14 protein-coding genes are annotated in these 14,070 nt (G+C 53.0%); 7 read left to right on the plus strand and 7 right to left on the minus strand.

The genetic code is table 11. The annotated features are described in order from the left end of the window. The first annotated feature begins 82 nt into the window (after positions 1-82). Positions 83-1,363 carry a stationary phase inducible protein CsiE gene (gene csiE, locus HUZ68_RS16640; protein ID WP_000982987.1) on the plus strand — a complete coding sequence of 427 codons (1,281 nt, stop codon included), beginning with the start codon at positions 83-85 and terminating at the stop codon, positions 1,361-1,363. On the opposite strand, the gene HUZ68_RS16645 is transcribed toward csiE, so the two are convergent. Further along, positions 1,355-2,494 (minus strand): 3-phenylpropionate MFS transporter, encoded by a 1,140-nt coding sequence (locus tag HUZ68_RS16645; protein ID WP_000244203.1) that lies wholly within the window; start codon positions 2,492-2,494, stop codon positions 1,355-1,357. The genes csiE and HUZ68_RS16645 overlap by 9 nt on opposite strands. 159 nt (positions 2,495-2,653) lie before the next feature. Continuing rightward, entirely contained in the window at positions 2,654-3,544 is an 891-nt protein-coding gene (hcaR, locus tag HUZ68_RS16650; protein ID WP_000423257.1) for a DNA-binding transcriptional regulator HcaR, read from the minus strand. A gap of 135 nt (positions 3,545-3,679) precedes the next feature. On the opposite strand from hcaR, the gene hcaE reads away from it, so the two are divergent. The 6 genes from hcaE (at position 3,680) to HUZ68_RS16680 (ending at position 8,416) form a co-directional block, all read left to right on the plus strand. Continuing rightward, positions 3,680-5,041 (plus strand): 3-phenylpropionate/cinnamic acid dioxygenase subunit alpha, encoded by a 1,362-nt coding sequence (gene hcaE / locus HUZ68_RS16655; RefSeq protein ID WP_033815558.1) that lies wholly within the window; start codon positions 3,680-3,682, stop codon positions 5,039-5,041. Continuing rightward, on the plus strand, positions 5,038-5,556 hold the full coding sequence (gene hcaF / locus HUZ68_RS16660) for a 3-phenylpropionate/cinnamic acid dioxygenase subunit beta (protein ID WP_001276072.1): 519 nt from the start codon (positions 5,038-5,040) through the stop codon (positions 5,554-5,556). The genes hcaE and hcaF overlap by 4 nt, the downstream gene beginning before the upstream one ends. Beyond that, complete coding sequence (locus HUZ68_RS16665; protein WP_033815559.1) at positions 5,556-5,876, plus strand: bifunctional 3-phenylpropionate/cinnamic acid dioxygenase ferredoxin subunit; 321 nt, start codon at positions 5,556-5,558, stop codon at positions 5,874-5,876. The genes hcaF and HUZ68_RS16665 overlap by 1 nt, the downstream gene beginning before the upstream one ends. Then, a complete protein-coding gene (gene hcaB, locus HUZ68_RS16670) occupies positions 5,873-6,685 on the plus strand; it encodes a 3-phenylpropionate-dihydrodiol/cinnamic acid-dihydrodiol dehydrogenase (protein WP_001281372.1) in 813 nt (270 codons plus the stop codon). The genes HUZ68_RS16665 and hcaB overlap by 4 nt, the downstream gene beginning before the upstream one ends. A gap of 9 nt (positions 6,686-6,694) precedes the next feature. Next, on the plus strand, positions 6,695-7,897 hold the full coding sequence (gene hcaD, locus HUZ68_RS16675) for a phenylpropionate dioxygenase ferredoxin reductase subunit (protein ID WP_021577809.1): 1,203 nt from the start codon (positions 6,695-6,697) through the stop codon (positions 7,895-7,897). Positions 7,898-7,993: 96 nt separating this feature from the next. Then, positions 7,994-8,416, plus strand: coding sequence for a DoxX family protein (locus HUZ68_RS16680; protein WP_001087250.1), 423 nt, complete (start codon positions 7,994-7,996; stop codon positions 8,414-8,416). A 47-nt stretch (positions 8,417-8,463) separates the two neighbouring features. Here HUZ68_RS16680 and HUZ68_RS16685 read toward each other — a convergent pair whose 3' ends face one another. The 5 genes from HUZ68_RS16685 to HUZ68_RS16705 are packed head-to-tail and all read right to left on the minus strand — an operon-like array spanning position 8,464 to position 14,003. Further along, complete coding sequence (locus HUZ68_RS16685) at positions 8,464-9,336, minus strand: aldose 1-epimerase (RefSeq protein ID WP_033815560.1); 873 nt, start codon at positions 9,334-9,336, stop codon at positions 8,464-8,466. A gap of 11 nt (positions 9,337-9,347) precedes the next feature. Beyond that, entirely contained in the window at positions 9,348-10,442 is a 1,095-nt protein-coding gene (locus HUZ68_RS16690) for a zinc-dependent alcohol dehydrogenase family protein (RefSeq protein ID WP_162722147.1), read from the minus strand. A 32-nt stretch (positions 10,443-10,474) separates the two neighbouring features. Continuing rightward, a complete protein-coding gene (locus HUZ68_RS16695; protein WP_001276664.1) occupies positions 10,475-11,473 on the minus strand; it encodes an ABC transporter permease in 999 nt (332 codons plus the stop codon). Positions 11,474-11,497: 24 nt separating this feature from the next. Beyond that, positions 11,498-13,009 carry a sugar ABC transporter ATP-binding protein gene (locus HUZ68_RS16700; RefSeq protein WP_033815561.1) on the minus strand — a complete coding sequence of 504 codons (1,512 nt, stop codon included), beginning with the start codon at positions 13,007-13,009 and terminating at the stop codon, positions 11,498-11,500. Positions 13,010-13,031: 22 nt separating this feature from the next. Next, positions 13,032-14,003: a substrate-binding domain-containing protein gene (locus tag HUZ68_RS16705; RefSeq protein WP_074152928.1), complete on the minus strand. Its 972-nt coding sequence runs from the start codon at positions 14,001-14,003 to the stop codon at positions 13,032-13,034. Positions 14,004-14,070 lie beyond the last annotated feature (67 nt).

A 14,070-nucleotide genomic window follows, 5' to 3' on the forward strand; every position in this document is an offset into this window, starting at 1 on the left:
TCTGATGATTAGCATTCCCTTCGCCATTTCCCTGAGCAAACTTTAGCTATTCTTATCAATTATGCTTATGGGAGATCTACAGATGATGCCTACGCTTGCTCCACCATCTGTCCTTTCGGCTCCCCAGCGCCGCTGCCAGATCTTGCTGACGCTCTTTCAGCCGGGGTTGACCGCCACCATGGCAACCTTCAGCGAGCTTAATGGTGTGGATGATGATATTGCCAGTCTTGATATCAGCGAAACAGGACGGGAGATCCTGCGCTATCATCAACTCACACTGACGACTGGTTATGACGGTAGCTACCGGGTTGAAGGTACAGTGCTTAACCAACGTTTGTGTTTATTTCACTGGCTACGACGTGGTTTCCGTCTGTGTCCGTCATTTATTACCAGCCAATTCACCCCCGCCCTGAAGAGTGAACTGAAGCGGCGCGGAATTGCGCGTAACTTTTACGACGATACCAATCTACAAGCGTTAGTGAATCTCTGCTCCCGACGGCTGCAAAAACGCTTTGAATCGCGCGATATTCATTTCCTGTGTCTGTATCTGCAATATTGTTTGCTGCAGCACCACGCTGGAATTACGCCTCAGTTTAATCCGCTCCAACGTCGCTGGGCGGAATCCTGCCTTGAATTTCAGGTAGCGCAGGAAATTGGACGCCACTGGCAGCGTCGGGCGCTCCAGCCTGTACCACCTGATGAGCCACTGTTTATGGCACTACTTTTTTCCATGTTGCGGGTTCCCGATCCATTGCGGGATGCGCATCAGCGGGACAGACAATTGCGTCAGTCTATCAAACGTCTGGTAAACCATTTTCGTGAGCTGGGAAATGTTTGTTTTTATGATGAACAGGGGTTATGTGATCAGCTTTATACCCACCTCGCCCAGGCGTTAAATCGCAGTTTGTTTGCCATCGGTATTGATAATACCCTGCCGGAAGAGTTCGCCAGACTGTATCCACGCCTGGTACGCACCACCCGCGCGGCGCTGGCCGGATTTGAAAGTGAATACGGCGTCCATCTTTCTGATGAGGAAAGTGGTCTGGTCGCGGTGATTTTCGGTGCCTGGCTAATGCAGGAAAACGATCTGCATGAAAAACAGATTATTCTACTGACCGGGAATGATAGCGAGCGAGAAGCGCAGATTGAGCAGCAGTTACGCGAACTAACGTTACTGCCGCTCAACATTAAACATATGTCGGTAAAGGCATTTTTGCAGACAGGCGCTCCGCGTGGCGCGGCACTGATTATTGCTCCTTATACCATGCCGTTACCGCTCTTTTCACCACCGCTGATCTATACGGACCTGACACTGACAACACATCAACAGGAGCAGATCCGCAAAATGCTCGAATCAGCATGAGGGAACAACTTTCGGGCGCAAAAACATTGCCGGAAGCGCCACCAGCGCCATCACCCAGAACACGCCGTGGCCCAGATATTGATACAGGAAACCGGCGAAAACGGTCATGATAGCGATACTGCCGCCCATCGCGACGGCAGAGTAAACCGCCTGTAAACGGATGACTTCGCTACCCTGGCGAGCGGCAATATAGCGCATGGCGGCCAGGTGGCAGACCGTGAAGGTGCCGCAATGCAGAATTTGCACCACTATCAACCACGGCAACGCCGTAGTTGCTCCCATAATGCCCCAGCGCACTACGCCGCAAATCGCCGAGATCAACAGCATATCGCGTGCACTACAACGGCGGAAAAGTTTATTACTCAGTGCAAAGATAATGACTTCCGCCACCACGCCCAGCGACCACAAATACCCCACCGCCGAGGCCGAGTAGCCAGCTGCCTGCCAGTAAATGGCGCTAAAACCGTAATAGGCCGCATGCGCCCCCTGCAATAAACAAACGCAGGCCAGAAAGCGCCAGTTCTGGCGAACCAGCGCCAACCACGCTGACCAACCGGTGCTCTCCTGTTGGCGGCTTGCCCCTTGTGGCTGAATCGTCGGACGGATGAGAAAGCCGAGCAGCATGGATGCCACGCCCAACGTCAACAGCACGAGGATCACCCGATAATCAAACATAGTGACCAGTTTGCCCGTCAGCGCCGAGCCAATGACAAACGCCACCGAGCCCCACAGTCGCACTTTGCCGTAATCAAGCGGGAACTGCTTTTGCCACGTATTCGCCAGTGCATCGGTCAACGGTACCAGCGGTGAGAAAAAGAGGTTAAAGCCAATCATCACCAGCATCAGCCACGCTACGTGCGCCCCCGCCCAGAAGGCGACAGCAAAGAGAAGTGTCAGCAGTGCCAGCACGCGCAAGGCGGAAATCAGGCGAGAAGGATCGCTGACGCGGGGCGCGATGAGCAAACTCCCGAGAAAACGGGCAACCAGACCTGCCCCCAATAACAGGCCGATGGTTTCTGGCGTTAAACCAATCCCTTTAAGCCAGACGCTCCAGAAAGGTAGAAAAATGCCGTAACTAAAAAAGTATGTGAAATAGCCGAGCGCCAACCAGCGCGTGGATTGCAAAACCATGAGTCCCTCCCGTCAGGAGGCGTTAGTCTGGAGTTAATCGAATGTTGGTGCAAGTTGAAAAATAAGAATATTCGAGCCTGCTTCCCGATGTCCGTAACGCCAGTTCACAAGCACTCAAAAACTGCGATCCGTGACGCATGTTGCAAAGATAATGCGTAATTATGCCGTTACGCTTGCCAAACGTTCCTGCACAATGGCGATGAAATCGCGTAATGCCGGCTTCATCTCCCCTTTCTTCCACGCCATCAGTAAAGCAATGGAAGGCACATTTCCGGCAATGGGACGAAAAACAACCTGCCCGGTATTAAAATTATTCATATAACCGGGTATCAAAGTGACGCCCAGCCCCATGCCCACCAGATTCATGGTCACCAGAATATTCGTTGCCACCTGGACGATATTTGGCTGGCTGTTTTCTTGTGCAAACCACGCTTTAACGATCGGCGCAAGCGAACCGGAATACGCCGGATCGGTACTGACGAAATTCACGCCATCCAGTTGCGCGGCGGTGATCTCTTTTTCATGTGCTAAAGGGTGATCAACCGGTAACACCACCACTAATGGTTCGTCAAAAAGCTCCAGATAATCAATCTCCGGGCTATAAACAGGATGGCGCATTAAGCCGACGTCGAGTTCACCACGGCGAATTTTTTCCTCCTGTTGCGTGGTGATTAAACTCACCAGCTCAATCAAGGTGTCTGGCTGTCTGAGACGAAACATCGGTAATACTTTTGGCAGTAAATTCACTTCCGCCGATGGCACAAAGCCAATGGTTAATTGTCTGTCTTCCTGAACAATTTTCCGCGCCCGTAATTTGGCATTTTCCGCTTGTTCGAGGATTGCCAGCGCGTCCTGGAGAAAACATTCTCCCGCCGCCGTCAACGCGACTTTGCGCTTATCCCTCACCAGTAACGGAACACCGACACAGTTTTCAAGATCGCGGATCTGGCTGCTTAACGAAGGCTGTGAGGTATGCAGTTTTTCCGCCGCACGGGTAAAGTTCAGTGCCTGCGCCACTGCGACGAAATAGCGTAAATGCCGTAGTTCCATCACCTTCCCCTTGTTATCGAAAAAACGTCTCAGCTGGTAGAAATTAACTATTTCACATATTAGCAACCAACCAGCAACATCCTTATGGCACAAAAATAGAAGGTCAATACATCTTATCTTTCAGGATTAAAAAATATGACCACACCCTCAGATTTGAACATTTACCAACTGATTGACACCCAAAACGGTCGCGTCACTCCGCGTATTTATACCGACCCGGACATTTACCAACTGGAGCTTGAGCGTATTTTCGGTCGTTGCTGGTTATTTCTCGCCCACGAAAGCCAGATCCCAAAACCCGGTGATTTCTTTAACACCTACATGGGAGAAGATGCAGTTGTCGTGGTGCGCCAGAAAGACGGCAGCATCAAGGCGTTTCTCAACCAATGCCGCCACCGGGCCATGCGTGTGAGTTATGCAGATTGCGGCAACACTCGCGCCTTTACCTGCCCGTATCACGGCTGGTCTTATGGCATTAACGGCGAGTTGATCGATGTACCGCTGGAACCTCGCGCCTACCCACAAGGGTTGTGTAAATCCCACTGGGGGCTAAACGAAGTTCCTTGTGTGGAGAGTTATAAAGGGCTGATTTTTGGCAACTGGGATACCAGCGCACCGGGCCTGCGTGATTACCTGGGTGACATTGCCTGGTATCTGGATGGCATGCTGGATCGTCGCGAAGGCGGCACCGAAATTGTCGGCGGCGTACAAAAGTGGGTGATCAACTGCAACTGGAAATTCCCGGCAGAGCAGTTCGCCAGTGACCAGTATCATGCTCTGTTCAGCCATGCTTCTGCCGTTCAGGTATTAGGGGCGAAAGATGATGGCAGCGATAAGCGCCTCGGTGATGGACAAACCGCCCGCCCGGTGTGGGAAACCGCCAAAGATGCGCTGCAATTTGGTCAGGACGGTCACGGTAGCGGTTTCTTCTTTACTGAAAAACCGGATGCTAATGTCTGGGTCGATGGCGCAGTTTCAAGCTATTACCGCGAAACCTATACCGAAGCAGAACAACGTTTAGGTGAAGTTCGCGCCCTGCGCCTGGCGGGTCATAACAATATATTCCCCACGCTTTCATGGCTAAACGGCACTGCCACACTCCGCGTCTGGCATCCGCGCGGCCCTGATCAAGTTGAAGTGTGGGCGTTCTGTATTACTGACAAAGCCGCCTCCGATGAAGTTAAAGCCGCTTTTGAAAACAGCGCCACTCGTGCTTTTGGTCCTGCTGGTTTTCTCGAGCAGGATGACTCGGAGAACTGGTGTGAAATCCAGAAATTGCTTAAAGGCCACCGCGCCCGCAACAGCAAACTGTGTCTGGAAATGGGGCTTGGTCAGGAAAAGCGCCGCGACGACGGCATTCCTGGCATTACTAACTATATCTTTTCAGAAACTGCCGCTCGTGGAATGTACCAACGCTGGGCCGATCTTCTGAGTAGCGAAAGCTGGCAGGAAGTGCTCGATAAAACCGCCGCTTACCAGCAGGAGGTGATGAAATGAGTGCGCAAGTTTCACTGGAGTTACATCACCGCATTAGCCAGTTTCTCTTTCACGAAGCCAGCTTACTGGACGACTGGAAATTTCGTGACTGGCTGGCGCAGCTCGACGAAGAGATTCGTTACACCATGCGCACCACAGTTAACGCGCAAACACGCGACCGCCGCAAAGGCGTCCAGCCACCGACAACCTGGATTTTTAATGACACCAAAGACCAGCTGGAGCGGCGAATCGCCCGTCTGGAAACGGGCATGGCATGGGCAGAAGAGCCGCCGTCACGCACCCGCCACTTAATCAGCAACTGCCAGATAAGCGAAACCGACATCCCAAACGTATTTGCTGTTCGGGTGAATTATCTGCTTTATCGGGCACAAAAAGAGCGCGATGAAACGTTCTATGTCGGGACTCGTTTTGACAAAGTTCGCCGTCTGGAAGATGACAACTGGCGCTTGCTGGAACGGGATATCGTCCTGGATCAAGCGGTAATCACTTCCCATAACCTGAGTGTACTGTTCTGATGAATCGAATTTATGCGTGTCCCGTTGCGGATGTGCCGGAGGGTGAGGCTCTCCGGATCGATACCTCGCCCGTCATCGCCTTGTTCAACGTTGGCGGCGAGTTTTATGCCATTAACGATCGTTGCAGCCATGGTAATGCGTCGATGTCAGAAGGGTATCTGGAAGATGACGCCACGGTGCAGTGCCCGCTACACGCCGCCAGTTTTTGCCTGAAAACGGGGAAAGCGTTATGCCTGCCCGCTACCGATCCGCTCACCACTTATCCAGTACACGTTGAAGGTGGTGACATTTTCATCGACTTACCGGAGGCGCAGCCATGAGCGATCTACATAACGAGTCCATCTTTATTACCGGCGGCGGATCGGGATTAGGGCTGGCGCTGGTCGAGCGATTTATCGAAGAAGGCGCGCAGGTTGCCACGCTGGAACTGTCGGCGGCGAAAGTCGCCAGTCTGCGTCAGCGATTTGGTGAACATATTCTGGCGGTGGAAGGCAACGTGACCTGTTATGCCGATTATCAACGCGCGGTCGATCAGATCCTGACTCGTTCCGGCAAGCTGGATTGTTTTATCGGCAATGCGGGCATCTGGGATCACAATGCCTCACTGGTTAATACTCCCGCAGAGACGCTCGAAACCGGCTTCCACGAGCTGTTTAACGTCAACGTACTCGGTTACCTGCTGGGTGCAAAAGCCTGCGCTCCGGCGTTAATCGCCGGTGAAGGCAGCATGATTTTCACACTATCAAATGCCGCCTGGTATCCCGGCGGCGGTGGCCCGCTGTACACCGCCAGTAAACATGCCGCAACCGGGCTTATTCGCCAACTGGCTTATGAACTGGCTCCGAAAGTACGGGTGAATGGCGTCGGCCCTTGTGGTATGGCCAGCGACCTGCGCGGCCCACAGGCGCTCGGGCAAAGTGAAACCTCAATAATGCAGTCTCTGACGCCGGAGAAAATTGCCGCCATTTTACCGCTGCAATTTTTCCCGCAACCGGCTGATTTTACGGGTCCGTATGTGATGTTGGCATCGCGGCGCAATAATCGCGCATTAAGCGGTGTGATGATCAACGCTGATGCGGGTTTAGCAATTCGCGGCATTCGCCACGTAGCGGCTGGGTTGGATCTTTAAGGAAGTACGATGAAAGAAAAAACGATCATTATTGTCGGTGGCGGGCAAGCGGCGGCAATGGCTGCGGCCTCGCTACGCCAGCAAGGGTTCACCGGTGAGCTGCATCTGTTTTCCGATGAGCAACATCTTCCTTATGAACGCCCCCCGCTCTCGAAATCCATGTTGCTGGAAGATTCCCCACAGTTGCAGTCTGTGTTACCCGCTCACTGGTGGCAGGAAAACAAGGTTCATCTGCATTCCGGTGTAACCATCAAAACATTGGGCCGCGACACACGAGAGTTAGTGTTAGCCAACGGCGAAAGCTGGCACTGGGATCAGCTTTTTATAGCAACCGGCGCGGCAGCTCGACCGCTGCCGTTGCTTGATGCACTGGGAGAACGCTGCTTTACCCTGCGCCATGCCGGTGATGCCGCCAGACTGCGAGAAGTTCTGCAGCCCGAACGGTCAGTCGTGATTGTCGGTGCCGGAACTATTGGTCTGGAACTGGCTGCCAGCGCCACGCAGCGCAGATGTAAGGTGACAGTGATTGAACTGGCGGCAACCGTCATGGGCCGTAATGCACCACCGCCCGTGCAACGCTATCTTTTACAGCGCCATCAGCAGGCTGGTGTGCGCATTCTGCTCAATAATGCCATTGAACATGTGGTCGATGGTGAAAAAGTAGAACTGACGCTGCAAAGTGGCGAGACGCTTCAGGCCGATGTGGTGATTTACGGTATTGGTATCAGCGCCAACGACCAACTGGCTCGCGAGGCCAACCTTGATACTACCAATGGCATTGTCATTGATGAGGCTTGCCGCACCTGCGATCCCGCGATCTTTGCCGGTGGCGATGTGGCAATCACTCGTCTTGATAATGGTGCACTACACCGCTGCGAAAGCTGGGAAAACGCCAATAACCATGCGCAAATTGCCGCTGCCGCAATGTTAGGGCTACCGCTTCCGCTACTGCCGCCGCCGTGGTTCTGGAGTGATCAGTACAGTGATAACTTACAGTTTATTGGCGATATGCGTGGCGATGACTGGCTTTGTCGTGGCAACCCGGAAACCCAGAAAGCGATTTGGTTTAATCTGCAAAACGGCGTGCTTATCGGTGCGGTAACGCTGAATCAGGGACGTGAGATTCGCTCAATCCGCAAATGGATCCAGAGCGGCAAAACGTTTGATGCGAAACAGCTGACAGATGAGAACATCGCGCTTAAATCACTGTAACCAGGATAATTAGCGAATATCTCAACGCCTGGGGCGTGGCGAGGTACCAGAGTGTGTATTACGTTTAAATCACATTATCTTGCAAAGGGATTGGTTATGAACTCACTACGTTATTTTGATTTTGGTGCTGCCCGCCCCGTTTTGTTATTAATTGCCCGTATCGCCGTGGTCCTAATTTTCATTATTTTTGGTTTTCCCAAAATGATGGGCTTTGACGGTACGGTCCAATATATGGCCTCGCTGGGCGCACCGATGCCGATGCTGGCAGCGATTATTGCGGTAGTTATGGAAGTGCCCGCCGCGATATTAATCGTGCTTGGCTTTTTCACCCGTCCGCTGGCGGTACTGTTTATTTTCTACACGCTGGGTACGGCGGTGATTGGTCACCATTACTGGGATATGACCGGCGATGCCGTCGGGCCAAATATGATTAATTTCTGGAAGAATGTCAGTATCGCTGGCGCGTTCTTGCTATTGGCAATTACCGGGCCGGGGGCAATTTCTCTCGATCGCCGTTAGGAAAGATGCCGGATGCGGCGTGAACGCCTTATCCGGCATTTTATAAATTACAGCCACTCTACCCGCAACGACATCTCTGAGGTTGTTGATTCCCCCGGCGCAAGCGCAATGAGGTCACCCCCTTCCGGGCGATGATGGTCATCCGGTGCATGGCTCATCGGCTCCAGACAGAAGAAATCAAACGCATATCCTTTATCAAACGCCGGGTCGGAAACAAAGATGAAATAACACGGTGCAGGTGGCGTCGTTTCTATGATGATGGCATAACCCTCCTGCGGCTGCTCGATGCGGGCCTGACCATTCCATCCGGCAAAACCATTGTTCACCCACTGGCGCGGCAACGGCGCTAGCTGGTTAAAATCCAGTTCTTGCGGTAGCTGCTCGCAAAACTCACCCGCCAGCCACTGCTCCCGCTCCAGCCAGTAACCGCTCGCCTGTGCCTGAATCCGCGTTTGCGGCGACAACGGAAAATAAGGATGCCAGCCGGTACCAAATGGCAGCGTCTCTGCCCCTTGATTGGTGACAGAGAGCGTCACCGTCAGCGTATCCGCCGTTAAATGAAACGCCTGACTTACCCGATAGTGATAGACACCGCTGCGATGTTCATACACCAGACACAAACTATCATCGCTGTGCGAGACACATTGCCACTCGCCCAGCCAGCCATCGCCGTGTAGATAGTGCGCATCCCACTCAACATTCGGTTGCAGTTGATACTCACGCCCCTGCCAGACAAAACGGTTGCCGCTCACCCGGTTTGCAAATGGCACCAGCGGAAAACAAGAGGCATCGGTTGCCACACCGCTTTTTTTACCAGGACGTAAGAGCGGCGTCGTATCGCGCCAGAAGCCTTCGATTACGCCGCCCTGGTCAGAAACGCCCAGCTTTAGCGCCCCGTGGGATAAGGTATAGATGGTCATCCGCTAACTTCTTAATCCGGGAAGTTAATCACAACTTTCCCGCATTTGCCGCTCGCCATCAGCGCATAGGCATCACCTGCCTGTTCCAGCGAGAAGCGATGGGTAATGGCGTTACGCGGCCACAGCTTCCAGTCAGTCAAATCGTGGGCGCATTTTTCCATATGGAACAGACTGGTCACCCAGGAGCCAATAATCCGCCGTTGATGGTGCATCAGATCGGCGCTGACCTCGAATTCCACTTTTCCGGTTTCACCAATGTAAACCACCCGCCCCCAGTCAGCAGTGGATTGCAGTGCCAGCAAGCGACCTGCGGCATTACCGGAACAATCGAGCGCAACATCCGCGCCACCGTGGGTAAGTTCAGCAATTATCTGCGGCAGACCTTCGGTGGTCGCTAAATAGCCGTGATCCATCACCCCTAACTGTATTGCCATCGCCAGACGTTCCGGCAGCATATCAACGCCGATGATCCGTTTTGCACCGCGACCTTTCGCCAGCATCATCGCCATCATGCCGACCGGCCCCAGACCGACCACCAGCACGTTATCGCTGCCGGAAACTTCGCCGCGCAAAATCCCTTCATAGGCCGTGCCAACGCCGCAACTGATAAACGCACCATCTTCGTAGCTCAGCGCATCCGGCAGGAGGATCAGATCTTTTTCTTCCGCCAGCAGATATTCGGCATGACCGCCGTCACGCTGCCAGCCGTAAGCCGCTTTTCCTTTGCCAGTACAAGAGATAGGAAAGCCGCGGCGGCAGTTCGGGCAAAAACCACAGCCAGAAATGTGATACACCAGCACGCGATCACCCTCTTTAAAATGGCGACAGCCTTGCCCCATCGCCACAATTTGCCCGCACGGCTCATGACCGTTGATAAAGCCCTGGTATAACGGTTTATCGGGCGCCGCCGCCGTGGCGCGGTGTTGATGGTAGATATAGTGGACATCGCTTCCGCAAATCCCGGAGGATTTCATTTTGATCAGTACCTGGTTAATCCCCGGCGTCGGCACCGCAACTTCCCGCAGATCGACGGTCGAATTTCCTGGTAAATAAGCTGCCAGCATCGTTTTCATAAATCCCTCATTAACAATACGATTAATTTTCATCCCTGCCGCACCCGCGCCAGGGGCGTTAAGGTTTAGCGTTTCGCTTTACTGCTTCGCTGGGTCAGCAAGATATTCGCCAGGACTGCCACCACGATGATGACGCCGCGTACCACCTGCTGGAAAAAGGAGTTAATCCCAAGCAATACCAGACCGTTACCGATTAACGTAATCACCAGCACACCAAGCAACGTACCGAACAGAGAACCGCGTCCGCCGGAAAGTGCCGTACCGCCGACCACGACCGCGGCGATGACGTCAAACTCCAGACCGTTTGCCGCACCTGCGTTACCGGAACCGAGGCGCGCCGCCAACAAAATGCCGGTCACCGCCGCTAATAATCCCGAAAGGGTAAAGATAAGAATGCGTACCCGACGAACGTTAATACCGCACAACTGCGCCGCCGTGGCATTACCGCCAACGGCAAAAACCGAGCGCCCGAAGGCGGTTTTTCGGCTAATGAACACAAACAGCGCAAACAGCACCATCATGATCAGCGCGGATACCGGCACACCGAGAAATTGTCCGCCCAGCCAGTCCAGCACCTCGTTTTCGTCAATCGGCACTGGCAGTGCGTTGGTCATAAACAGCCCCATTCCGCGCAGGGCGCTCCACAGCCCCAGAGTGGCCACGAAACTTGGCACGTTAAACACGCCACGCAGCACCCCGGCGAGCGTTCCCATCAGCGCGCCTAACAGCAACACCAGCAGACAAGCAATCGCCAACGGAACTTCAAATTGCAGCAAAAATGCCAGGCACACCGAGACAAAAGCCACCATCGGCCCAACGCTGACATCAATTTCACCGGAGATAATAATCAGCGTCATCGCCCAGGCAGCGATCCCAATGGTGGCGGCATCGCGCAGCACATTCATCTGGTTATTCAATGAGATAAAGCCAGGCGCGTTCAGGGAGAAGACCAGATAAAGAATGGCAATCACCACCAGCAAACCGATCTCATTAATATGGCGACTGACAAATTGTTTGAGCGAGACGCTCTTGCCCTGCGGCAATGGTAATGACGAAGCAGACATCTTCAGGTTCCTCGGTAAAATTCATCAGTGCACAGACAGAATGGCGGACATCAGCTCATCCACATTGACCGGAGCGTGAAACTCCTGCGAGAACGTGCCGTGCTGTAATAACAGGATGCGGTCACACACCAGCGGCAACTCCTCCACTTCACTGGAGATAAACACCACGCTTTTTCCTTCGGCAGCCAGCTCACGGACAATACGGTAAATCTGCTGTTTGGCTTCGATATCGACGCCGCGCGTTGGCTCGTCGAGCAACAAAATCTGGCTGGCGGCATAGACCCAACGACCGATCACCACTTTTTGCTGATTGCCGCCAGAAAGCGTACCGATGGGCGTTTCACTACTGGCGGCCTTGACCGTCATCCGCTGCATCACCTCTTCGGTCAGGCGGCGGATGGTGGACCATTGCAGCACACCGTTGGCGCTGATTTTTTGCCGATTGGTCAGCACTGTATTTTCGTCAACGCCCAACCAGGGAATGATCCCCGCTTCTTTGCGGTTTTCTGGCGTATAGCCAATGCCGCGTTTCAGCATGTCGCCGTAATCGGGGCGCGTGATTTTCTCGCCGTTGATAACAATTTCGCCCTGTTCATACGTCTCCAGCCCAACAATCGCCTTCAGCAATTCACTGCGCCCTGCCCCCAGCAGACCAGCAATGCCGAGCACTTCGCCACGACGTAGCGTAAAACTGATATCCTCCAGCTTGGGCTTATGGCGTAACGCACGGACTTCCAGCACGGCCTGATCCACAATTTCCTGAGGTGCAACCGGCGCAATATCAACGTGATCGCGCCCTAGCATTAGCGACACAATATGATGCGTGGAAGTGTTTTCGAGCATCACATCGCCAGCCACCTGCCCGTCGCGCATAACGGTGGCACAGGAAGCAATGCGGCGAATTTCTTCCATCCGGTGGCTGACATAAATCACCGCCACGCCCAGTGCCGACATCTTTTTCACCGCGCTGATCACCAGTTCAACTTCCGCACTCGCAAGCGAACTGGTAGGTTCATCAAGAATGACCACGCGCGGCTCGCCCTTCATCACCCGCGCAATTTCCACCAGCTGCTTATGCGCCGGGCTTAGTGTTGAAACAAGTTGTTCAGGACTAACGTCAACGCCCAGCGCCTGTAAGCAACGTTGGGCATCCTGCGCCATTTGCAGGTAATCAATCATGCCGTTGCGGCGGGGCCACTGACCGAGGCAGAGGTTTTCCGCCACCGTCAGCCCTTCCACCAGACTTAACTCCTGATAAACCGCGCGTACCCCCAGTTCAGCGGCACGGCGAGTCAGCGTAGCTTCGTCACCTTCCAGTCGCGTCTCGCCAATCCAGATTTCACCGCTATCCGGACGTTCACTGCCGGTAAGCATTCGAATGAGGGTCGATTTGCCCGCGCCGTTTTTACCTAGCAGTGCACGAACTTCGCCTTTATTGAGCGTGAAGTTAACGTTATCCAACGCAACGACGCCGGGATAACGCTTATTTCCTGCCACCACTTTTGCTACCGGGACTGCCTCTGTTGCCGTGAACATAGGGACCTCTGCGAATCAGCGATTAGGGCAGACCATCAACGTGCGTTGCCAGCCACTGTTTACCGTCTTCCGTTTTGGTATAGAGATCGATAGGCACCTGAATCACTTTTTCACCGTCGGCTTGTTTATTGATAACCTTCAATGTTTGCGCGAAAACAGCATTGCCCATTTTCTTACCGGAAATATCCACTACCGCTTTCAGCACCTGGTTGTTTTCCAGCTCCTGAGCAATTTCAGTGGTCATATCCGAACCGAAAACGGCAATTTTTCCTGCCTGATTTTGATTACGTACCGCTTTTACCGCGCCGAGTGTCGCACCGCCCGATTCTCCCATAATGGCGTTGAGATCCGGCGTGGAGATAATTAGTTTTTCACCAACGGAAATCGCTTTATCTAAAACAGTCCCTTCCTGATTAGCGACAATTTGCGCGCCGGGAACGCGGGCTTTTAATACTTCTTCAAACCCTTTACGTCGTTGCACACAAACTTCAAAGGCTTCGCAATTGATGACGGCAATTTTCGGCTGGTCAATTTTGTTGGCAATAAAATAATCGGCGGCAGCGTTACCCAGTTTTTTACCAAATTCCAGCGGGTCACCCACCAGATATGCCGAGACATATTTATCGACACCCTTTTGATTAATACAGGTGTTGTAGCAAATCACCGGAATACCCGCTTCACTGGCGCGACGAACGGTACGGCTACTGCCATTTTCAGACACTGCCGATAAAATAATAGCATCGACATTACGCGCCACGAGGGTATCAACAAAGGTACTTTCTTTCGAAATATCACCCTGGGCGTTAGTTTCAATTAACTGTACCTGTACTGAAGAATCTTTTGCCGCATCCTGAACGCCCTGACGCACTCCAGCGTAATATCCCTGAGTATCAAGGTATATTGCGCCAATGGTCATTTCTTTATCCGCAGCCCTGGCAAATAAAGCGCTACCTAATAGCGTAGCCATTAATAATAGATTACGGGTTGTTCTCATTTTTTTAGGCGTAGAGCCTCCTGTAGGGTTTTTATTAACAACGGCTTATTCTAATTATTTTGTGATG

It is taken from the genome of Shigella dysenteriae (assembly GCF_022354085.1).
Classification (GTDB): Bacteria; Pseudomonadota; Gammaproteobacteria; order Enterobacterales; family Enterobacteriaceae; genus Escherichia; species Escherichia coli.